The sequence below is a fragment of the Pseudoalteromonas sp. NEC-BIFX-2020_015 genome (assembly GCF_012952265.1).
GTDB classification, from domain to species: Bacteria; Pseudomonadota; Gammaproteobacteria; order Enterobacterales; family Alteromonadaceae; genus Pseudoalteromonas; species Pseudoalteromonas neustonica.
In genome coordinates this window covers 62,735-82,924 of record NZ_JABCJL010000007.1, presented here as the reverse complement: position 1 = coordinate 82,924, position 20,190 = coordinate 62,735, and the positions used below count along the sequence as shown (strand labels likewise).

The following is a 20,190-nucleotide window of genomic DNA, read 5'->3' as shown; positions in this document are numbered from 1 at the left end:
CATGAAACAATCTTTAAAATTCGCAACGGTTGCCTGTGCAATAACACTTGCATTGGGCGGGTGTAGTCAATCGACTCCATCAAATAGCGCCGTAAGTACACAAGCTCCGCAAGTTCAATCTATTAAAACGTATAATGCTGACACTTTTTTTGATACGACTTCAATCAGGGGCAATAGTTTTTCCTCAACAGGCGACAAAATTTTAGTTAGTAGTGATGAAAGTGGTATTTATAGCCTATACGAAGTAAACGCTACAACTGGCGATAAAACCCGTTTAACTAATTTTGAAGACAGCACCTACCCTGTGCGTTACTTCCCAAATGATGATCGGGTATTATTTACCAAAGATTCAGGCGGTAACGAACGCTACCACGTGTACGTACGCGAAGCTGATGGCACAGTCAAAGATTTAACGCCAGGGGATGAAACCCGCGCAAGTTTTGCAGGTTTTACTAAAGATGGCAGCCAATTTTTTATCACCAGTAATAAACGCGACGCGAAGTTTATGGACTTGTACCGCGTTGATAGCAAAACATATAAAATAACGCCTGTTTATCAAAACACATTAGGCCTAAACGTAGGTGCAATTAGCCCCGACGGTCGCTATATCGCTTTATCTAAAAGTAATACCAATAAAGACAGCGATACCTTTATTCTTGATACCTATAAAAAATCACTCAAACCGCAATTAATTTCAAAGCATGACACACCAGCACAGTACAGCCCTGACACCTTCTCTGTTGACAGCAAATATTTATATTACTCAACAGACGCTAAAGGTGAGTTTTCACAGGTATGGCGTTATGACTTAGCCACCGGTGAACATAGCGCTGCATTAAAAGATGATTGGGATGTGAGTTTTATTTATTTCTCTAAATCAGGCCGTTATCAAGTAAGTGGTGTAAATGCTGACGCGAGCACCAAAGTAACCGTGATCGATACCCAAACAGGCAAAGAAATTGCGATGCCGACATTACCCGCAGGCAACTTGCGCAGCGTTAACTTTTCAAGCGATGAAAAAACGATGGCGTTTTACCTAAACTCAGATACGTCGCCAAGTAATTTATTTGTGTGGCAAGTTGGCAGCAATCAAGCAAAACAGCTTACAAATACGCTAAGTAAAGACATTAACCAAAACGACTTAGTTGAAAGCACAATCGTTCGCTTTAAAAGTTTTGATGGCCTTGAAATACCTGGCGTTTTATACAAACCAAAACAAGCAAGCAGCACAAATAAAGTTCCTGCGCTTATTTGGGTGCACGGCGGACCAGGTGGGCAAAGCCGCACCGGTTACAGTGCCATGCAGCAACATTTAGTGAATCATGGTTACGCCATTTTTGCCGTTAATAACCGTGGCAGCTCAGGCTATGGTAAAACATTTTTCCACCTAGATGATAAAAAACACGGCACCGACGACTTACAAGATATTGTATTTGGTAAGCAGCACTTACAAGGTCTGGATTGGGTTGATGCTGATAGAATCGGTATTATGGGCGGCAGCTATGGCGGCTTTATGACCGCAGCAGCACTGGCTTTTGAACCGGAAGAATTTAAAGTCGGCATTAATATTTTTGGCGTTACAAACTGGGTACGTACCCTAAATTCTATTCCGCCTTGGTGGGAAAGCTTTAAAAAGTCACTGTACGATGAAATGGGCGATCCAGCGACTGACGGTGAACGTCATCGTGCTATTTCGCCATTATTTCACGCTAAGAATATCACCAAACCATTAATGGTTATTCAAGGTGCGAACGATCCTCGCGTTTTACAAGTAGAAAGTGATGAACTGGTTGCTGCGGTAAAAGCCAATGGCGTACCCGTAGAATATGTGTTGTTTGATGATGAAGGCCATGGTTTTAGTAAAAAAGAAAACCGTATTACGGCTTCTAACGCTTACTTAAACTTTTTAGATACCTATTTAAAATAGTGCGTTAGCCCATACAAGTATGGGCTAAATTTAAAATAAAGGCTGTGTGCTTGTTAGCATGCAGCTTTTTATTGGTAGCGTGTTAACTTTGGCTCAAATACTGCCAGTGCTATACCAAACAATGCTGCGAATAGTCCAATAAACTCAAGCCAGTTATTGCCATAATGGGGAATAGGCTGCAATTTACTTTTAAAAGTATATACTCGCGTCCCACCGTCCACATTTTCAGAGAATGATCCACCTTTATACACAGAGATAAACTGACTCAATTCAACACGTCTTGCTATCATCTCTCTGCGCTTTTCATCAACTTTAGTTTTATCTACAATAAGCGTTCGCCAATGATTAAAAATTTCTAATGGCTCATTCGGTTTAATAACACCAATAGATTGATATTCATAAAACTGTTCATTAAACACGTAGTTTTTATGCCCTGCATAAAACAACGCACAGCCAAACGATATTAAAAACATAGCACAATAAATCAATTTCCGTTGTTTAACCGCTGTATTAATGGCTTGGCTTTTAATCCACTGCTCCACATCTGGTATTTGAATTAACCTTACTTTGTCATCACTGGTCATAAGCGGTTTCATAAACTCATCGATAGACATATCTAATGCTCGAAGCAAAGATCTAAATATTTCATTAGAAGGGATGGATTTATCATTTTCAAGCTTTGATAGATAACTTTGCTCTATACCCATTTGCTGGGCAAATTCAGGTTGGCTCAATTTTTTATTATTTCTTAACTGCTTTAGTTGTTGACCTAATGTGCTCATCTTAGTGCTTCCTTTTTAAAGTGAGACTAGATTCTTAGCTATTCATACAGATATAAGAAGCTGAATAATGATGAATAATAAGGAATATTAACAGGTTAGTATAAAAGAGTCGATCTGATAGCTGATAGCTGATAGCTGATAGCTGATAGCTGATAGCTGATAGCTGATAGCTGATAGCTGATAGCTGATAGCTGATAGCTGATAGCTGATAGCTGATAGCTGATAGCTGATAGCTGATAGCCAAAGTATGTTTTATTAAAAGATTTATACAAGGATTTTATAAACTTGTTATTGAGGAAATAACAAGTGGCGGAGTGGACGGGACTCGAACCCGCGACCCCCGGCGTGACAGGCCGGTATTCTAACCAACTGAACTACCACTCCGCAGTGGTATGTGCATGGGGTAATGCACTTACTAATTTTATTCATGATATCAAGTGGCGGAGTGGACGGGACTCGAACCCGCGACCCCCGGCGTGACAGGCCGGTATTCTAACCAACTGAACTACCACTCCGCAGAGATATCATTATACTTGTTATTACTTAATTTGTTGGCGGAGTGGACGGGACTCGAACCCGCGACCCCCGGCGTGACAGGCCGGTATTCTAACCAACTGAACTACCACTCCAGCATACAAATTTTGTAATATAACATTGTTTAAATAGTTGGCGGAGTGGACGGGACTCGAACCCGCGACCCCCGGCGTGACAGGCCGGTATTCTAACCAACTGAACTACCACTCCAGCGCATATTTAAACTGTTATTTTTCTTATTGGCGGAGTGGACGGGACTCGAACCCGCGACCCCCGGCGTGACAGGCCGGTATTCTAACCAACTGAACTACCACTCCATAATAAGAATATGTTTTACAACCATATGTTGTGTAAGCGTTGGCGGAGTGGACGGGACTCGAACCCGCGACCCCCGGCGTGACAGGCCGGTATTCTAACCAACTGAACTACCACTCCAGCTTTACTTACAAGTTTTCGAAAATTGGCGGAGTGGACGGGACTCGAACCCGCGACCCCCGGCGTGACAGGCCGGTATTCTAACCAACTGAACTACCACTCCTTATTTTCGTTGCTGTCTAGGTCTCCCTTGGCAGCGGCGTGAATAATACGAACCAACACCTATTTCGTCAAGGGCTTTTTTGTTTTTTTACAGCCTTTTTAGTCATCCGACATCGAAAGGTTTAAAATTTCACCTGATTTGTCATTTTTTGAACCATTTTCACCAACTTCTTTTTTTTCATTACTTTGCGGCGTTGGATCCACTGCTGATTTTTTCTTCAAAAACGGTAAATTGATTTTTGGCAAAATTGATTTTTTCTGTACAAATACACGAATTGCTAACCCGCCTAGTAATAAAACCAGTAAATTCCCGCCAATAATTAAACTAATTAGCGTCATAGTCGACATTGCTTCGGCTTCTTTTGCCGCTTTTTCGATTTCTTGTAGCTGGGCTGCTGTCATAACCGGCTTTTCAATTTCTGGTACGGCTTCAATTGGTCGCTCTATTTCAAATTTATATGTAGGTAGAGTCGCCATAAATTCTCGGCCATTAATATTTGTACCAAAAACAGAAAGCTCAACACTGTATCGTCCCCAGTCATAATTTTTTATTGCAAGCTCTCGTGTTAATGTTTTATTGGCATCAAGCGTGAACATTTGCTCTTCATTATTGGGGTAATAAATTTTCCCTTGGATCAACACCGTCTCTGGTTGCACTATTTGGTTATCAAGGGTAATTGTTAATTGATGTTCTTGCAGATCATCTTCAGCTAACGCGATTGTATAGTTAAAAGGAGGCTCTTTTACTTCTATCATATCTTGTACAACGGTGCGTTTTAATAATGGGGTTTCAATATACAGCTCGGGTTGCCATTGCCCTGCTGGAAATACTAATTTGAATTCGCCAGTAAAAATACCATCTTTAGGGCGTTCGTCAAAACCACGCCCGTCATCTTTAAATTCTGCAACAGCTTGTGTTCCGGCACCAAAATTTGCGTAATCACTATTATTAGTACTTATAAAGTCTACATGTAAACTAACCACATCACGAAACAGGCCAACTTTAATAGGTTCACCATCATTGAGAACCTTTCCTGTGACTTTGACTGTTTCACCACGAAACAACAGCGACGGTAATGGATCAACCTGCAACTCAATTTCACCGAGCACCACTATACGGCTATTAGGTAAAATACTGCCAACCACTTGCCAAGGCCCAGCCATTGGCTGCTTAATCGTGATCAAATCATAGCTGAGTTCATCAAACCATTCTAGGTTTGCGTCATTGCGCGGCGACGTTGAATAGTATTTACTACCATCGGGTCTAACTAGTACAACAGCAGGTGAGCCGGGCTTACGAAAAAACAATAATGTTATTTCATCAATTTTGTGATCAATGCGAAAACGATTTTCAAGCAATGGAATTTCATTTTGCTGCCCATCGCGCTGTAATAGCGTAATTTTATCTTCGCTTGTTGCATTACCAGTGTTCGGTAGCATGAATGCTAAACACACAGCTAACAGTATACTTCTCATGTTTTGCCTTATTCGGCGCGCCATACGCATTGGCCGCCAGCTTTATTGACTATATCTAGTCGCTCGTTATGAGCGAGCTGCTCATCGTGGGTCGCGTGTAATACAACTAAAGGGGCTCGATTTGGGTCTAAGCGACGAATTTCTTTTTGCTGCTGTTCGCTGCCCTGATTTTTATTTTGATTTAGGTTGAGCTTTACTTGCCCACCCGTCATCGCTAAATAAACATCCGCTAAGATCTCAGAATCCAGTAGCGCGCCGTGTAACGTACGCTTAGCATTATCGACATCATAACGACGACATAACGCATCTAGGTTATTCTTCTGTCCTGGATGCAAGTCACGCGCCATTTTGAGGGTGTCGAGAACTTGGCAGTAATCATGGGTTTTTTGATAGCCCTGATTAAGCAAGGCAAATTCATTATCCATATGACCAACATCGAACGGTGCATTATGGATAACTAGCTCAGCCCCTTTAATATAGTCTAAAAATTCTTGAGCTATTTGATGAAACAACGGTTTATCGCGTAAAAACTCATTGGTGATACCGTGAACATCAATAGCTTCTTCTTCACTTTTTCGCTGTGGGTTAATATATACATGAAAGTTATTCCCCGTAAGGCGGCGATTCACTAATTCCACGCACCCTATTTCTATAATGCGGTGCCCTTGTTTAGGGTCGATGCCGGTGGTTTCTGTATCTAAAACTATTTGTCTACGTGCCATATCGAATTTAGCCTGACTCTGGTATCTTTCTATAATCACTTTATTGTACATAAGATCAAGGGAAAACAGTGCAAAAAACCGTAGAGATTTACACCGATGGCTCATGTTTAGGTAATCCGGGCCCCGGCGGTTATGGTATTTTTATGTTTTATAATGACCACGAAAAAAAATTAAGCCAAGGCTACACCCTCACGACCAATAATCGCATGGAAATGCTAGCAGCCATTGTTGCACTTGAAAGTCTAAACCGCCCTTGCGATATAAATCTTACTACCGATAGCCAATACGTAAAGCAAGGTATTGAGTCATGGGTTGCAAACTGGAAAAAGCGTGGCTGGAAAACTGCCGCCAAAAAGCCGGTGAAAAATGTTGATTTATGGAAACGTCTTGATGAGGCCTGTGCCCGCCATAACGTTACGTGGAAGTGGGTAAAAGGCCATAGTGGCAATAAATACAATGAAATTGTTGATGATTTAGCCCGTGATGCCGCAGGCAGCAAAGATTTATTGGTCGATGAAGGTTATAACCCTGAATAATACCAGGTGGTAATTCATCGCACACTATTTTACAACTTGGTTATATGATATAAGATTTAGATATATCATATAATGGAGTTGTAAAATGTCTATCTCAGTCGAGTCTTTTTTTCATCAACAAAGTGCTACATTTACGTATTTAGTCTATTGCCTAACGACTAAAACAGCCATGTTGATCGATGCCCCCGCTGATTTTGACGCGGCGAACGGTACATTAAGCTTTGAAACTGCTGATGACATTATTACTCACATCAACCGTAAACAACTGACATTAGAATGGATATTAGAAACACACGCTCATGCTGATCATATTACTGCTGCAAGTTACATAAAACAGCATTTAGGTGCATATAATCCCTGCAAATTGGCTACCGGTAAAAATATAGTCCAAGTACAAGCTCACTTTAGCCGCCTTTACAATATTGATATGCCATGCGATGGAGTCCCTTTTAACTTACTTTTTAGTGATAATGACTGCTTTACGCTGGGCGAGCATACTGTGCAAGTACTAGCAACACCTGGTCACACACCTGATAGCGTCAGCTTTTTTATTGCCGGTAATTTATTTGTAGGCGATACCTTTTTTATGCCAGATAGTGGCACGGCGCGATGTGATTTCCCTGGTGGCAGTGCTGAGCAACTATATCAGTCGTTGCAACGCATTTTAGCTTTACCAAATGAAACGATTTTATGGATGTGCCATGACTACCAACCTAATGGCCGCGCACTTGCTAATAAAACATCTGTAAAAGAGCAACGTATTAGCAATATACACTTACAAACCACCGAACAGGATTATATTGCAACGCGTAATAACCGTGATGCAACACTCAGCGCGCCAAAATTACTACATCCGGCAATACAAATGAATATTCGCGCAGGCCAGTTGCCGCAACCTCAACAAAATAGGCAACGATATTTAACGATCCCGCTCACGGTGCTGCTTTGAGGTTTGGCGAAGGCCCGCTCCTTTTACAGGTGAAAACTGTGGCCGTGCATGCCATTTAGGTTTTATCGGGGTCAGTGGTGTAACACGTTTGCGTGCTACGATCATATAAACACTCCCCATTGGCTTTAGGTATTGTTTTGTAAAGCGTCGCCATGGTGCAAACCGAGACAACCGATTACCACGCGCCAGTGAAGAATAAATAAAACGCTCATCGCTGACAATTTCAAATCCCAGTAGATTAAGCCAATCTTTTACCCGTGCAGGTGTAAAAAAGCGCCCAGTCCATGGCAATTTTTGGCCACTAAAAGGTAATAACTGCGCAAGCCCACATAAACTAAATGGGTTAAAGCCGGTGATAACCATATAACCACCAGGGATCAAGGTACGATGTGCTTCGCGTAATATATGGTGTGGATCTGAATGATATTCTAAGCAATGGCTTAAAATACATGCATCAACGCTGTGCTCATAAAATGGCAGTTCATCTATATCGGCAACCACCCCTGTAAATGGTCCAGATTCAGCGACGCAAACTTGGTGTTTAATAGTGCTTTCACTGGTATTGAGTTCACCACTTAAATTACCAAGCTTGAGCATGTGATAGCCAAACATACGCGGCAACCACTTCCCCATTTTTCGCTCTATATCGCAACGTAAGTAGTCACCATGAGGAAACTCTTGCCACGACAGTGGTTTGGGTCCTTCTTGAAAACTAAGGGCTGGTTTCATGCGCTAAGCTCGTTATAATGTTTAATATCGTCACTTTATAGAGCAATGCCACATGGTGCAAGTCAAAGCAATTAAAGCCTTTTCTGATAATTATATTTGGTGCCTAAGTCGAGCTGAATGTAATCAAGTTTGGGTTGTCGATCCTGGTCAAGCAGAGCCTGTATTAGCACATTTAGCAAAACATGGTTTAACCCTCGCAGGAATTCTAATCACGCATCATCATTATGATCACACTGATGGCATAGCCACTTTGTGCGAGGAATTTAATTATATTGACGTATATGGCCCACACAACAGTCCATTTAAAGGAATAACTAAGCCGCTCAAGGATAACGATAGTTTAACGGTTCTGGGGACTCAATTTACTATTATGACAACACCTGGACATACGCTGGATCATATTTGCTATACCCATCCCACTTTAGCTTTTACTGGAGATACGTTATTTAGTGGTGGATGTGGACGCTTATTTGAAGGCACGGCGCAGCAAATGTATCACTCTTTCGATAAACTAAAAACGCTACCCGATGACTGTAAAATTTATTGCACTCATGAATACACCCAAGCCAACCTAGCATTTGCATTAGCTGTAGAACCTAACAATCCAGATCTGATTTATTACAATGACTGGGTGAGGGTAAAGCGTCAAAAAAATGAAATCACGCTGCCAAGCACATTAAAACAAGAGCGAAAAATAAACCCATTTATGCGCAGTGATTTGTCATCAATAACAGAGTACTTACCAAAGAAATTTTGCGCAATGGCAACACAACTAGAACAAAATAATGAACCTTGGCAACGCTTTGCAAGTCTTAGAGCGTGGAAAGATCATTTTTAGTGTAAAAAATCTAAACAGATTATTTAGTTAGCTGATAAACAGCCCATTATTGCATATTTAAAACGGTCATAAAGTGGTAATACCGTGTCATAACGGGTAGTATTTGCCGAGTTTTTTACCTGATGTATTGGTATTTATGAAGAAATCCCCCCTCGTTTTAGCCTTGGCACTAACGCTAAGTGGTTGTCAGACATTGACATCAACACAATCTGATGACGTTATTGTCAATCAACAAGAGCAGCAGCTTAATGGCGCAAGCCCTAACGACATCAGCGAAGCATTAATGATTAATGCGCAATATCAACAAGTCAACGAACTTGATGAAGCGCCGCCTATTTTTGATGATGTGTGGGAACGGATCCGTTACCAATTATCGATTGAAGTGCCACAAAACCGACCTGTTGTTACTGAGCGTAATTACTATGCCCGTCATCAATCATATTTAGATCGCATTTCGAAACGAGCCGAGCCGTACCTGCATTTTATTGTTGAAGAAGTTGAAAAACGTGAAATGCCAATTGAAATTGCGCTATTACCCATTGTTGAAAGTGCTTTCGACCCATTTGGTTACTCACACCGTACAGCTTCTGGTATTTGGCAATTCATGCCACAAACAGGGGAGCGTTTTGATTTAAAACAAAACTGGTGGTACGACGGCCGTCGTGACATTGTACAATCAACCCGTGCGGCACTTGATTATTTGTCGTATTTGCATAAAACCCTTGAAGGTGACTGGCTCAACGCTATAGCAGCATACAACTCAGGTGAAGGTCGCTTATTACGCGCAATTAAAAAGAACCGTAAAAAGCATTTGCCTACTGACTTTTGGTCTCTTGATTTACCCAGTGAAACCACTGCGTATGTACCAAAGCTATTAGCCTTGTCTGACTTATTAAAACGTCAAGAAGAATTTGGTCTTAAATGGGATCCGATCATTAATGCACAAGTTGTCGAAGTCGTTAATATTGGCTCACAAATTGACTTAGCACTCGCCGCAGATATGGCCGATATTAGCTTAACTGAGTTGTATCGTTTAAATCCGGGCTTTAACCGCTGGGCAACAGATCCTAATGGCCCACACTTTTTATTATTACCCTCTGATAAAGTAGAACAATTTCAGCAGTTACTCGCAAAAACCGACTTAAAAGATCGCTTACGCTGGCAGCAGTATATTGTCGCCAATGGTGATAGCTTATCGGTTATTGCTAATAAATTCTCAACCAGCGCCGCTGCAATTAAGTCACTGAATAAACTTAAATCAAATACAATTCGTGTTGGTCAACAGTTACTCGTGCCATTAAGTGATGGTGCGATTAATAGCGCGCACTTACCCAAACAAGTACGCATGGCCGTGAATAAAAGCACGAAAAAGAAGCTCTCTCACACGGTTAAAAGTGGTGATACGTTATGGGATATAAGTCGAGAATACGATGTAACCATTAATGAGCTCGCTAAATGGAACAAACTTAAAAAGAATAGCGTATTACGTTTAGGCCAAAAGCTAACTGTTTATAAAAGTGCTAAGAACACCCAAACAGCATTAATTAGCACCAACCGTACGATTATCTATAAAGTCCGTCGCGGTGACTCACTCGCGCGCATTGCATCTAAGTTTAACCTAACGGTCAACGATATTATTAAATGGAATGATCTATCAGGGCAAAAATACTTACAACCCGGGCAAAAGTTAAAGCTAAAAGTTGATGTAAAAAGCACATAACGTAAACTAAAACATAACTAATAAAAAGAGCGCTCATGCGCTCTTTTTACTTACTCTGGAAGCTTCGTTAACCACAGCTTTAGCCAAGGCTCTGTTACTGGCCATGGCTCAAAGTTTTCACTGGCATCTATTTCTAAGCGATTACCAACAGGCTTTGCTTGTAAGTCGCGTAATAACTCATCAAAGCTTCGCCCTGCTCCACAAAATGTTTCACCATAACACCTATCTCCCATCGCTATCACGCCAAAAGGTTTGCCTGTCAACATAGGGGAAGTGCTATTCATAGCAAAATATAACCCCGCTAAATTACTTGGCACATCACCTTGCCCTGTAGTTGAGGTAACAATTAAAATATGCGAGGCATTTTTTATATCATCAAGTGATGCTTCAGTAATTACAACGGCTGTATGACCCACTTGCTCAATTGTTTTTGCAATATCATCGCTTAAACGTTCTGCGCCGCCATTAACACTGCCTACAAAAATACTAATATGTGCCATTAATAATCCTTTTCTGTATTTGGCCAGCCAAGTTGTTGGCAAATAGTAAGCATTGCCTCACCTAACGGCGCTTTAATATTGATCAGTTGTTGAGTATAAGGGTGCACAAAATTAAGCTCAGTTGCAAATAACATTAATCGACGTAATTCAAAATGCTCTCTAAAAAACTGGTTATGCTGATTATCACCGTGATTTACATCACCAATAATTGGCAATGATAAGTGTTTTAAGTGACGGCGAATTTGATGTTTTCGCCCCGTTTTAGGAAAGCATTCCACCAGCGAATAACGTACAGTGGGGTATTTATCAATCGGGATCGGCAACATAGCTTGATGTAAACAGTTAAACTGGGTTTGCGCCTCTTGTGGCTCCTTATTTTGATCTGCAAACTTATCAGCTATTTTATCAAGCTCTTCTTTAAGTGGCTTGTCTAAAAATACCGACTCTGGTGCAAAACCACGTACTAACGCTAAATACCGTTTAGATATTTGACCATCAATAAAAAGCTGATTTATATCACGCGCAGCTTCAGAGCTTAATGCAAAAAGTAATATACCCGAGGTAGGCCTATCTAAACGATGCACTGGAAAAACATGCTGACCTATTTGGTCTCGTAACATTTGCATTGCAAACTGTGTTTCATGCTTATCTAAAAATGAACGATGAACCAGCAGACCTGATGGTTTGTTAATAGCAATATAGTTTTCATCGCGATATAAAACCTCTAATTCACCAAATTCAATTGGATCAGGGCGTTCATTCATGGCCACTTCCTAAAATGTTATCAAGCTCAGAGAGTAATGCAGTGATGGCTGCCGCACCGGTTTTTTTTGTCAGCATTAGCTCGGCCATCGGCGCAATTGAAAAATTAATTGGTAATGGATGTTGATGAGTGACTAACATTTGCATTTTTTCAATAAATACAAATTGTAACCACTGCTCAAACGCCATTGTATCGTGACAAAAAGGCACTGTTGAGTCTAACGCTTGAACATCAATAGGTTCATTTTGCCAAAGTTGATGCTGCTTTAATAAAGCTTTAAGTTGCGTTAAATAGGTTTGGGTTAATTGGTACATAACCACCCTCTTTGATAAATATTGGTTAATTATACCCAAGCTACCTCAAGATGCGAGTTTCAGTTGGAGTTAAAAGCGATTTAGGCAAGGCATTGATTGCAAATAATAGTGGTTCTATTGTTCAAATCAATAACGCAGTATAAATCGCTTTTAAACCAACCCTCTGGGCGTTTCACAGGCGCTGACTCCCTACGTTGTTACTTCTTAAAAGGGACGACCATTATTGCAAAGTAACGCCTTGATATTAAGCCCCTGTGGAACGCTGAATTCTACATCTTGAGGTGGCTTGGGTATATACCCTGTTCCCTCATGGCCTGCTATGACGTATAATTTAACTAATTTTGCAGTAAAAAATCATTGGATCATTATGACCGAGCAGATCGCAACCTTAGGGCAATTACTTGATGGCGCAGGCACAAATTGGCGCGTTTTTGATATTGGTAGACATATTACCAAACTAGATAAAAAGCAATTTTTAGCTATTGAGCAAGCACTGATCCCCTATCCTTTTCCATTGGCAGGCCATGCATGGTTAGCCATTCAATTTTGGGATCGTAAAGCCAGCAGTGAACCTTATGTATGGTTTTTAAAGTTTCCAGTTGATGAACAAAGCAAACTTGTTTGCGCAAGTCGCGATCATTTTGCCAATATGGTCATAGAAGCACTAGGTAATGACTTAACAGGCGCACACGCTGACGGCAAACTTGATAACAACCCTTATGTATTCACACCCAATGCGAATAAACTTGCTGCGTTCAATGCGCTGTTAAAAGTATTATTAAAACAACCTGCATCACAATATTACGAATATACACAACTTTATTTTAGTGGGAAATTAGGTTTTGAAAATTGGCAAAGTGTTGCGATACAAGGTATTGCTGATTTTGCACTGCGTTTAAATGACGATAAAAACCAAGCTGCATTACAACAAGCATGGGAGCATCTGCCAGCCGATGTATTACAACCACTCAGCGCGATGCTTGAACACGTAGAAATACCACCCACTTTTAGCGAGCAACTACTGAGCTATGCTCAGCATGCTATTGCGCAAAAAGATACTCTAGCGTTATGCTGCGCATTACGTGCGATGTCAAAAGCACAAGCCCAAACACTCACCGCACAATTAGTCGATAGCATTTTACAATCAGACATTTCCACCGAGTCGGATGTTTTATTAACTATTGCTGGACGCTGTTTTAATTTACTTACCGACGCAGAGCGCTTACATATTTTTATGGACAACTGCGCCCACCACCAAGAAATAGCAGAGCTTTTCCCAAGTATTTTTGCTGATTTAGTTGCAATACCAAGTGTTAGACCACACTTATTAGGTTTACTACGTAAAGAAAATCGCAGCGAAACCCTCGCGCGAGCAATTGGAAGGTTATTTTCTTAAATGGCAAGTTTGTGGACATTCATTCTTATTGGCAGTGTAATTTATTTTTTTTGGCTAAATCGTAAAGTAGCCGAAGCAGCTAACGCGCATGCAAAACGTCAAAGTGAGCAACTCCAAGTTCAATTAATGAGTGTCGCGTGTACTAAACGCCGCTTTGGGCTTTTAAAAAGCGGCAAACCAGGGATCAAAAGCGAGTTTACTTTTGAATTCTCCAGTGATGGTGAAAACGCTTATCAAGGTGTTTTATTTATGGAAAATGAAATGCTGCAGAGCGTTTTAGTGCCACCGCACAAGATCTAGTTAGAGAATTATCAGGAATATTTTGAGGTTTAATAGTTTGACATGAAACACAAAAAACTAAGGCGTAACATATAGTTACGCCTAAATCTTACTTCATCCATAATAAGGCATCCATACCTAAGCCGAAGCACCCTTTTTATCTTTCCCCTGAACGGGTATACATCCTCATACACCCTCACGTTGCATCAATGCAATATCCTACACATCCTAGTGTTATCCTCTTGCCACCTTGGCCATCCTGCGTCTCCAAACGCTCCTATTACTTCCTGTAATATAATCCTTTGGGTTATCCTTATCATTAGCTCCGCTAATGTTCCGCATCCTCGCGGTGTCCTAACTCATCCTTGCATCCGTGTTAACTTGTCCGTTTGCTTCCTGCTAAGCATCTTGCTTAATTGCCGTAATCCGTTTCCTTGGCACCAGCTCAATCATTGAGTCTGTATCGTCTTGATGAAATGAAGTTTAAAGCAAACGGGACTTAACGATAGTGGCAAATAATAATTATTTTCATGTAACATTTTTGCAAAAAACAAAAAGTACATTAAAAACAATGAATTAAATAAAAACAACAATACAGATACGTAAAATTAACTGATAAAGCGCACACCACTGTAAGATATATCCTACACGCAAACTTCCATTATGGCCGTTTTAATTGGGTCAATGTTATTGAGCCGATTTAAATAACAGCTCACCTTGTACGCTGTTAAAGGTAAGCGTCTGTAAACACGTGAAGCCTTCACTTTTGAAAAAAGCCGTATGCTTTCCTTGCGTTACAAACACTGCCATTCCACTTGACTCTTTATTACTTTTTACAAGGTCATCTAAACCGCGCAGTAAATAACGGCCGAGCCCTTGACCATGAAAATGCGGATCAACCGCAATAAAGGCTAAAAAGTAATAGTTACCTTGCTCAACTAAGGCATCACGAATCGTTTGCTCTTTATCAATCAACTGATTCGTTTGTAAATAGCCAGCACTGAGCATTAACTTTAAGCGCCAATGCCAATATCGTTGCGCCTGTAGTTGGCTTTGTGATTCAAAAACACTGGCTACTGCTTTTAATCGTTCATTTTTATATAAACCTATCAAGGGTTGTTTTTCTTGCCAAAATGTATTGAGTTCTTCGCGAATTAAAGAACGTAGTTTTTTCTCATAAGGCCCTTTGGCTGCTTCACTGTAATTAAGCATTTTCTGTAAAACAGGATCATCATGATAGGCTTGATAAATTAAGCTCGCTGCGATACTGATATCTTCGGCAGCAATGTATTGCACTCGAAATGTCTCACTTTGTGTTTCGACGGTCATCGTTAATCCTTATTAGCGTTTGCTTATTTTAATTTTTATACATTAAGTACTATAGGTATATTCCTATGCGCTTTAAAAGGCAAATTCAGCGGGAGTTAAACTCTAATAACTCATTATAAAGTTCTATCACTGGTTTAACGTAACCATCAAGGAGTATGATATAAATACGATACGGCACTACATATCATTACAAAAGCGACTTTAGGAAGAAGCACACCACTATTTTATGACGACACCTTTAGAACAAAACACTCACTGGAGCGAAGTGGTTGATGAGCTAAATGTACGTTTACGCCAACAGTAAATTGTTTGGCTAGAGCCAACTTACTGTTATTATAGTCCGGTATTACACAGCACTGTGTAACGCCCTATTTAAAGAGTTTATAAACCGAATGAATGCTGTTGTTTTTGATGCGATTAAAGCCCTTCTAGATGAAGGAAAAACCCCGACTGTTGCTTTGACAAAAAGCAAACTGACACAAACGATCCCTTTACCCGTTATTATTGCCGCGGTGAGTCAATATAAAAACAACCCTGAGTCTATTCATAATTTAGCAAAACAACCTCAACAAAAAGTAGAGGCTGTAAATAATTCAAGTCAACTTGATCGCCTTGAAGCAAAGCTCGACCGATTACTGGCATTACTAGAAAATAAATAATTTGAGACCCCACCATGTTTGTTGTTGATTTAACGTTTGATTGTTACCAAGATACGACCCTTGAAAATGCTGAGCAAGCAATTAATCGCTTAGTAAATGCACTTCGTTTTAACGGTCAAATTATGGGGGAAGAGTTTCCAACCGTTTTAAAAGACGGTTATTTCATAACGCGCGTGATGTGCCCTACTAATGATGCAATGCATCCACTCAATAATAGTCCGTTTGTAAAACACAGTATTGATAAATTACACGCCGCAGGTTTGCTTGCACCAAAAGTAAAAGTGATAGGCCAAGATATCCACTCTAATGGCGCTGATGAATGCCATGAGCCATCGAGTTATATTTTATACACGACCTATGTTCACACTTGTAGCCCGCTGTATTGTGGCGATGATTTTTTACCCGTCCCCTTGTTTAAGATCCCCGCTATTGCTAACGGAGATTATAAAACACTAATCAAGTGGCAAGAAGATTGGCAAGCCTGTGACCAAATTCAAATTAATGGTGCAACACGCTGTGAGTTTCCTGCATTGGATGAAATATCAAATCTGGATAGCGACCTTTCTCGTCGTGGTAAAGACATAGCAAAACGGGTCACCTGTTTAACTAAAAAACCAGTGTATTATTATTTATATCGTGTCGGTGGCACAGATAAAGCATCTGAACTTGCGCGTAAATGCCCTAGCTGTAACAGCGATTGGAAATTACCTGAGTCATGGTTTGGTTTATTTGATTTTAAATGTGAGCCGTGTGGATTAGTCTCTAATATATCGTGGGATTTTCAATAACATTAGGGTCATTGAAAGTCGAATATACCCAAGCGACCTCAAGATGCATAATTCACATATTGAGGTGGCTTGGGTATAAACAATGCGGAGTAAATCTAACTCCGCGAATATCTATACTTTAAACTACAAGTGCCTCAATAAATGCAGCTAGGTTAGGAGCCAATATATGATGTGGCTTTTTACCTACATATTCTAAGCATACTTCACCCGTCGTAATTAACACTGAGACGAGTAAATCCTCTTGATCTGTTAAGCCTATAAATACAGTTGGGTCTTGCTTAAGCTTGCGCTTCATCAATACATGTCCGGTAATATTTTGCTGAAGTAGATCAAAATCTTCAATACTCCACGCTTGCAGTAGCTCTACTTCGTGTTCGTCTATTTTTGCAGTAATGCATCCCGCGAAAAACATTCCATAATACTCATTCAGCGCATCTGGAAATTTAACATCAAGCGCATTAGCTAAATCAGTTAAAGAGCCGTTGGGGCTACGACATACCGCTTGCCATTGGATCAACCCTTTTGCATCAGCAGTACCAACCTCGCACGGACTTGGCCAATCACTATCGTGTTCAATGCGTGGTAATAATTGCGTCAGCTCTAACTGTCGTTTAGCAAAACATTGGTGAAGTTGCTCTAATTGTGAGGTGATAGACATACTGCGAAACTCATAAGCTTTAGGTATAATAGCGCTATTGTAACTACAAAAGAGCTAACATGACAGATTACAGCAACTCACCTGAATTAAAAGACAGTGTACTTGGCCAATCAACAGAATATGTAGATACCTACACACCTAGTTTATTGTTTCCTATTGCACGTAAACTTAATCGTGATGCACTTGATATAAATGAAGCTGCTCTCCCATTTAAAGGCCAAGATATTTGGACCGGATATGAGCTTTCTTGGTTAAATACTAAAGGTAAGCCCGTCGTTGCAGTCGCAAGCTTTATATTTCCTTGTCAAAGCAGTCATATCATTGAATCAAAGTCTTTTAAATTATATTTAAATAGCTTTAATCAAACGCGGTTTGATTCGATTGAAGACGTAAAAGCTATTTTAATTGCCGATTTATCTGCTGGCGTTTCAATGCCTATCGATGTCGTTTTGTATAGCCCTAATGATTATAATTGCTTACCGTGCACACCATTACCTGGTGAATGTATTGATGAGTTAGATATTCAAATCGATAGTTATCATTTGGATGCATATTCTCTTAAACCAGCCTCCACTAATACGGTGAGTGAAACATTACACAGCCATTTACTTAAGTCTAATTGCTTAATTACTTCGCAACCCGATTGGGCAAGTATTATTATTCGTTATACTGGTGAGCAAGTATGTAAAGAATCTTTGCTGCGTTATTTGATTTCGTTTCGAACCCACAATGAGTTTCATGAGCAATGCGTAGAGCGGATATATTGTGATTTAATGGCGCAATTAAACATCACTGAACTTGAAGTGTATGCTCGCTATACACGCCGTGGAGGTCTTGATATCAATCCATATCGCTCAACTTCTCACGATAATGTGCCGTTTGCAGTGAAAATAAACCGACAGTAATGTTTACGGGGCAATCAGAAGTTCTGGTGGCTGCATAATGATTGCACTTAATACTTGAATTCAAGAACCTAAACCCCGAGCTAGTTCGGGGTTTAGTGTCCTCAATTAGCTCTTCAATCGTTTTGTCGGAATTGGCATACCACATACGTCAACATAATCTGGGGTTTCAACAAACCATTCTTCACTGCGATTTTGCCGCGCTTTAATAAGTGACTTAAAGGCATTCGAATCCGTTTTTAACACTTTAAATTGACTTGTATCGTGCTTTGCAATGTCAGCTAAAACGTGTATATCTGCAATTGGGTTAAAGAGTTCACCTTCTATTGGTGTTCGGGATAAACGATTAAAGTGTTCCATTCCTTCAAGAACGCGTCCAAACACAGTAATGTTTCTATCTAAATAGCGCGGCCCATGACCGATAGTGACATAAAATTCTGTTCCACCACTGTTAATGTTGTTATCACGAGCCATCGCAAATACACCATTACAGTGCACTTGCCAAGTTTGTGTTTGAGCCTCATTTTGCGCAACGGCAAATCCTTTTAAAAAACCGGTTAGCGGCGCATAGCCATCGGTGATATCAAGTTCAGTTATGTTAAGTGCCGTTGCTGTAGTAAGGTAAAATTCTGCAGGGAGTGATTTGCTTGCATTTTTTATTGATTTTTTACCACTTGCATCACCACCTTGCGCAACAAAGCCTTCTACAAAACGATAAACACTTAGCCCTTTATAAAATCCATCACGCGCAAGTTGCTTTATATTCTCAGCATGTTTAGGAGCAAGTAAGGGGTTGAGCTCGATATATGCAGATCCCGTTGGTAACGTGATTTTTAGTATATTGTCAGCATCAACTATTCGCCACTCTTGTGCGCTGGCGCTGTTTATAACACTACTCGCTGTTGGCTGCGCAGCTGTTTTCGCAACACTGGTTTGACTTAGTATTAGTGCAACTGCAGCTAAGCATGATTTCTTCAACATATCCCACAACTTATTTTATTTTTTGTGGTGCTACATTATTTGGTTAACGCTTTTTTATCAAGCCAAAAATGTGGTTGGTGAATTGGTGCACTTAGCGGGAGTAAAGGATTTACAAGTTCAATAATTCGGCGGTTTTTCAGATCTGCCAGTTCGATAGTTTTAGCAAAATAACGATTAAATAACTCATCAAAGGATCCATCGGCAATCGCTGCTAATAAGCCCGATTTAATTTGCTCATATAAAATGGCATCTTTATTCGCAACAAAAAAGTAAAGCGCTGATGGGTAACGTATTGCTATATATTTGTCATGAACAATATCATCACCATAATTTTGTGCTAAATCAAAAATATCATAAGGTAATGCGTCGATTCGCCTCGCTTTTAGCATTTCAATAGGATCTGCACCTTGACCATAAATTTGCGTGTGTAACTCGTTATTAATAAAAATTGCGGTATCTGGCCAGTCTTCTCTCAAACCAAATAGAAAAGTTCGTAATTGCCCTGAGTGAGTTACATTAGCAAATAATTCTTTATCTTTAATATTAACTAAAGGGATACGATAACCAAGTAACCCTTTATCTATCGGGATTAAAATTGCCTTTGCTTGCTTTTCCCACGTTGAACTTGTTGCGCCCCAAAATACGTCGATACCATTTTTTTCACCTAATAAACGTATTGCACGTGTTTGTGTAGGAATACTACCGATCTCTTCAGGTAACATCTTTATTTCTGACTTGCCCAATGCTAGCTTTAATAATTCAATCGGATACGGATGGCTTCCCGCAGAAAAGCGCACTGTTTGCTCAGTATTCGATCTAACATTAAATGTAAATAGTAAGCATACTAGTACCAGCTTTAGCATCGCGCCTT

The 20,190-nt window shown here is 40.3% G+C and carries 21 protein-coding genes and 7 tRNA genes; 10 read left to right on the top strand and 18 right to left on the bottom strand.

Translation table 11 applies throughout. The annotated features are described in order from the left end of the window. Position 1 precedes the first annotated feature (1 nt). Positions 2 to 1,927 carry a S9 family peptidase gene (locus HH219_RS07125; protein ID WP_169327025.1) on the top strand — a complete coding sequence of 642 codons (1,926 nt, stop codon included), beginning with the start codon at positions 2 to 4 and terminating at the stop codon, positions 1,925 to 1,927. 68 nt (positions 1,928 to 1,995) lie between these two features. Here the strand turns inward: HH219_RS07125 and HH219_RS07120 are convergent, their stop codons facing one another. From HH219_RS07120 to dnaQ, 10 genes are all read right to left on the bottom strand, one after another. Continuing rightward, positions 1,996 to 2,709, bottom strand: coding sequence for a helix-turn-helix transcriptional regulator (locus HH219_RS07120; protein ID WP_169327024.1), 714 nt, complete (start codon positions 2,707 to 2,709; stop codon positions 1,996 to 1,998). A 307-nt stretch (positions 2,710 to 3,016) separates the two neighbouring features. Next, a tRNA-Asp gene (locus tag HH219_RS07115) sits at positions 3,017 to 3,093 on the bottom strand. Between the two features lie 54 nt (positions 3,094 to 3,147). After that, a tRNA-Asp gene (locus HH219_RS07110) sits at positions 3,148 to 3,224 on the bottom strand. A gap of 37 nt (positions 3,225 to 3,261) precedes the next feature. Further along, positions 3,262 to 3,338: transfer RNA gene (locus HH219_RS07105), tRNA-Asp, on the bottom strand. Positions 3,339 to 3,376: 38 nt separating this feature from the next. Further along, positions 3,377 to 3,453 (bottom strand) — tRNA-Asp (locus tag HH219_RS07100). Positions 3,454 to 3,483: 30 nt separating this feature from the next. Then, positions 3,484 to 3,560, bottom strand: a tRNA-Asp gene (locus HH219_RS07095). Between the two features lie 41 nt (positions 3,561 to 3,601). Next, a tRNA-Asp gene (locus HH219_RS07090) sits at positions 3,602 to 3,678 on the bottom strand. Positions 3,679 to 3,704: 26 nt separating this feature from the next. Beyond that, positions 3,705 to 3,781: transfer RNA gene (locus HH219_RS07085), tRNA-Asp, on the bottom strand. Positions 3,782 to 3,879: 98 nt separating this feature from the next. Beyond that, a complete protein-coding gene (locus HH219_RS07080; protein WP_054454217.1) occupies positions 3,880 to 5,256 on the bottom strand; it encodes a TIGR03503 family protein in 1,377 nt (458 codons plus the stop codon). An 8-nt stretch (positions 5,257 to 5,264) separates the two neighbouring features. After that, entirely contained in the window at positions 5,265 to 5,978 is a 714-nt protein-coding gene (gene dnaQ / locus HH219_RS07075; RefSeq protein WP_054205437.1) for a DNA polymerase III subunit epsilon, read from the bottom strand. A gap of 68 nt (positions 5,979 to 6,046) precedes the next feature. Here dnaQ and rnhA point away from each other — a divergent pair, with 68 nt between their 5' ends. Together rnhA and HH219_RS07065 are read left to right on the top strand one after the other, a co-directional pair. After that, a complete protein-coding gene (rnhA, locus tag HH219_RS07070; protein ID WP_054205438.1) occupies positions 6,047 to 6,514 on the top strand; it encodes a ribonuclease HI in 468 nt (155 codons plus the stop codon). A gap of 85 nt (positions 6,515 to 6,599) precedes the next feature. Next, a complete protein-coding gene (locus tag HH219_RS07065) occupies positions 6,600 to 7,463 on the top strand; it encodes an MBL fold metallo-hydrolase (RefSeq protein WP_054454212.1) in 864 nt (287 codons plus the stop codon). Here HH219_RS07065 and HH219_RS07060 read toward each other — a convergent pair. Continuing rightward, positions 7,434 to 8,192, bottom strand: a complete 759-nt coding sequence (locus tag HH219_RS07060; RefSeq protein WP_054205440.1) for a class I SAM-dependent methyltransferase — start codon at positions 8,190 to 8,192, stop codon at positions 7,434 to 7,436. The genes HH219_RS07065 and HH219_RS07060 overlap by 30 nt on opposite strands. 52 nt (positions 8,193 to 8,244) lie before the next feature. Between HH219_RS07060 and gloB the strand changes: the two genes are divergently transcribed. Then, positions 8,245 to 9,030, top strand: a complete 786-nt coding sequence (gene gloB, locus HH219_RS07055) for a hydroxyacylglutathione hydrolase (protein WP_169327023.1) — start codon at positions 8,245 to 8,247, stop codon at positions 9,028 to 9,030. A 136-nt stretch (positions 9,031 to 9,166) separates the two neighbouring features. Further along, positions 9,167 to 10,750: a LysM peptidoglycan-binding domain-containing protein gene (locus tag HH219_RS07050; protein ID WP_169327022.1), complete on the top strand. Its 1,584-nt coding sequence runs from the start codon at positions 9,167 to 9,169 to the stop codon at positions 10,748 to 10,750. Positions 10,751 to 10,800: 50 nt separating this feature from the next. Here HH219_RS07050 and HH219_RS07045 read toward each other — a convergent pair whose 3' ends face one another. The 3 genes from HH219_RS07045 to HH219_RS07035 are packed head-to-tail and all read right to left on the bottom strand — an operon-like array spanning position 10,801 to position 12,327. Beyond that, positions 10,801 to 11,250: a flavodoxin gene (locus tag HH219_RS07045; RefSeq protein WP_054205443.1), complete on the bottom strand. Its 450-nt coding sequence runs from the start codon at positions 11,248 to 11,250 to the stop codon at positions 10,801 to 10,803. Continuing rightward, positions 11,250 to 12,014 carry a tRNA pseudouridine(65) synthase TruC gene (truC, locus tag HH219_RS07040; RefSeq protein WP_169327021.1) on the bottom strand — a complete coding sequence of 255 codons (765 nt, stop codon included), beginning with the start codon at positions 12,012 to 12,014 and terminating at the stop codon, positions 11,250 to 11,252. Before truC ends, HH219_RS07045 begins: the two co-directional genes overlap by 1 nt. Continuing rightward, entirely contained in the window at positions 12,007 to 12,327 is a 321-nt protein-coding gene (locus HH219_RS07035; RefSeq protein ID WP_169327020.1) for a YqcC family protein, read from the bottom strand. The genes truC and HH219_RS07035 overlap by 8 nt, the downstream gene beginning before the upstream one ends. A gap of 367 nt (positions 12,328 to 12,694) precedes the next feature. Between HH219_RS07035 and HH219_RS07030 the strand changes: the two genes are divergently transcribed. Further along, positions 12,695 to 13,723, top strand: coding sequence for a DUF3549 family protein (locus HH219_RS07030; RefSeq protein ID WP_169327086.1), 1,029 nt, complete (start codon positions 12,695 to 12,697; stop codon positions 13,721 to 13,723). Further along, positions 13,724 to 14,023, top strand: coding sequence for a DUF3301 domain-containing protein (locus HH219_RS07025; protein WP_054205446.1), 300 nt, complete (start codon positions 13,724 to 13,726; stop codon positions 14,021 to 14,023). It begins immediately after the preceding gene. 666 nt (positions 14,024 to 14,689) lie between these two features. Here HH219_RS07025 and HH219_RS07020 read toward each other — a convergent pair. After that, positions 14,690 to 15,331 carry a GNAT family N-acetyltransferase gene (locus tag HH219_RS07020; protein WP_054205447.1) on the bottom strand — a complete coding sequence of 214 codons (642 nt, stop codon included), beginning with the start codon at positions 15,329 to 15,331 and terminating at the stop codon, positions 14,690 to 14,692. A gap of 392 nt (positions 15,332 to 15,723) precedes the next feature. Here HH219_RS07020 and HH219_RS07010 point away from each other — a divergent pair, with 392 nt between their 5' ends. Further along, positions 15,724 to 15,990, top strand: a complete 267-nt coding sequence (locus HH219_RS07010) for a hypothetical protein (RefSeq protein WP_054205448.1) — start codon at positions 15,724 to 15,726, stop codon at positions 15,988 to 15,990. 14 nt (positions 15,991 to 16,004) lie between these two features. Further along, positions 16,005 to 16,778 (top strand): Zn-ribbon-containing protein, encoded by a 774-nt coding sequence (locus tag HH219_RS07005; protein ID WP_054205449.1) that lies wholly within the window; start codon positions 16,005 to 16,007, stop codon positions 16,776 to 16,778. A gap of 118 nt (positions 16,779 to 16,896) precedes the next feature. Here HH219_RS07005 and syd read toward each other — a convergent pair whose 3' ends face one another. Further along, a complete protein-coding gene (gene syd / locus HH219_RS07000) occupies positions 16,897 to 17,436 on the bottom strand; it encodes a SecY-interacting protein (RefSeq protein WP_169327019.1) in 540 nt (179 codons plus the stop codon). A gap of 59 nt (positions 17,437 to 17,495) precedes the next feature. Between syd and queF the strand changes: the two genes are divergently transcribed. Next, positions 17,496 to 18,341, top strand: coding sequence for an NADPH-dependent 7-cyano-7-deazaguanine reductase QueF (gene queF / locus HH219_RS06995; RefSeq protein WP_054205451.1), 846 nt, complete (start codon positions 17,496 to 17,498; stop codon positions 18,339 to 18,341). Positions 18,342 to 18,446: 105 nt separating this feature from the next. Here the strand turns inward: queF and HH219_RS06990 are convergent, their stop codons facing one another. Further along, positions 18,447 to 19,319: a peptidylprolyl isomerase gene (locus HH219_RS06990; protein WP_169327018.1), complete on the bottom strand. Its 873-nt coding sequence runs from the start codon at positions 19,317 to 19,319 to the stop codon at positions 18,447 to 18,449. A 35-nt stretch (positions 19,320 to 19,354) separates the two neighbouring features. Beyond that, positions 19,355 to 20,182 carry a transporter substrate-binding domain-containing protein gene (locus HH219_RS06985; RefSeq protein WP_169327017.1) on the bottom strand — a complete coding sequence of 276 codons (828 nt, stop codon included), beginning with the start codon at positions 20,180 to 20,182 and terminating at the stop codon, positions 19,355 to 19,357. Between the last annotated feature and the right edge of the window lie 8 nt (positions 20,183 to 20,190).

What these genes read in the sequence shown, in the direction of transcription:
- HH219_RS07125 (WP_169327025.1), top strand. Translation starts at nt 2, where the DNA reads ATGAAACAATCTTTAAAATTCGCAACGGTTGCCTGTGCAATAACACTT.
- HH219_RS07120 (WP_169327024.1), bottom strand. Translation starts at nt 2,709, where the DNA reads ATGAGCACATTAGGTCAACAACTAAAGCAGTTAAGAAATAATAAAAAA.
- HH219_RS07080 (WP_054454217.1), bottom strand. Translation starts at nt 5,256, where the DNA reads ATGAGAAGTATACTGTTAGCTGTGTGTTTAGCATTCATGCTACCGAAC.
- dnaQ (WP_054205437.1), bottom strand. Translation starts at nt 5,978, where the DNA reads ATGGCACGTAGACAAATAGTTTTAGATACAGAAACCACCGGCATCGAC.
- HH219_RS07065 (WP_054454212.1), top strand. Translation starts at nt 6,600, where the DNA reads ATGTCTATCTCAGTCGAGTCTTTTTTTCATCAACAAAGTGCTACATTT.
- HH219_RS07060 (WP_054205440.1), bottom strand. Translation starts at nt 8,192, where the DNA reads ATGAAACCAGCCCTTAGTTTTCAAGAAGGACCCAAACCACTGTCGTGG.
- gloB (WP_169327023.1), top strand. Translation starts at nt 8,245, where the DNA reads ATGGTGCAAGTCAAAGCAATTAAAGCCTTTTCTGATAATTATATTTGG.
- HH219_RS07050 (WP_169327022.1), top strand. Translation starts at nt 9,167, where the DNA reads ATGAAGAAATCCCCCCTCGTTTTAGCCTTGGCACTAACGCTAAGTGGT.
- HH219_RS07045 (WP_054205443.1), bottom strand. Translation starts at nt 11,250, where the DNA reads ATGGCACATATTAGTATTTTTGTAGGCAGTGTTAATGGCGGCGCAGAA.
- truC (WP_169327021.1), bottom strand. Translation starts at nt 12,014, where the DNA reads ATGAATGAACGCCCTGATCCAATTGAATTTGGTGAATTAGAGGTTTTA.
- HH219_RS07035 (WP_169327020.1), bottom strand. Translation starts at nt 12,327, where the DNA reads ATGTACCAATTAACCCAAACCTATTTAACGCAACTTAAAGCTTTATTA.
- HH219_RS07030 (WP_169327086.1), top strand. Translation starts at nt 12,695, where the DNA reads ATGACCGAGCAGATCGCAACCTTAGGGCAATTACTTGATGGCGCAGGC.
- HH219_RS07025 (WP_054205446.1), top strand. Translation starts at nt 13,724, where the DNA reads ATGGCAAGTTTGTGGACATTCATTCTTATTGGCAGTGTAATTTATTTT.
- HH219_RS07020 (WP_054205447.1), bottom strand. Translation starts at nt 15,331, where the DNA reads ATGACCGTCGAAACACAAAGTGAGACATTTCGAGTGCAATACATTGCT.
- HH219_RS07010 (WP_054205448.1), top strand. Translation starts at nt 15,724, where the DNA reads ATGAATGCTGTTGTTTTTGATGCGATTAAAGCCCTTCTAGATGAAGGA.
- HH219_RS07005 (WP_054205449.1), top strand. Translation starts at nt 16,005, where the DNA reads ATGTTTGTTGTTGATTTAACGTTTGATTGTTACCAAGATACGACCCTT.
- syd (WP_169327019.1), bottom strand. Translation starts at nt 17,436, where the DNA reads ATGTCTATCACCTCACAATTAGAGCAACTTCACCAATGTTTTGCTAAA.
- queF (WP_054205451.1), top strand. Translation starts at nt 17,496, where the DNA reads ATGACAGATTACAGCAACTCACCTGAATTAAAAGACAGTGTACTTGGC.
- HH219_RS06990 (WP_169327018.1), bottom strand. Translation starts at nt 19,319, where the DNA reads ATGTTGAAGAAATCATGCTTAGCTGCAGTTGCACTAATACTAAGTCAA.
- HH219_RS06985 (WP_169327017.1), bottom strand. Translation starts at nt 20,182, where the DNA reads ATGCTAAAGCTGGTACTAGTATGCTTACTATTTACATTTAATGTTAGA.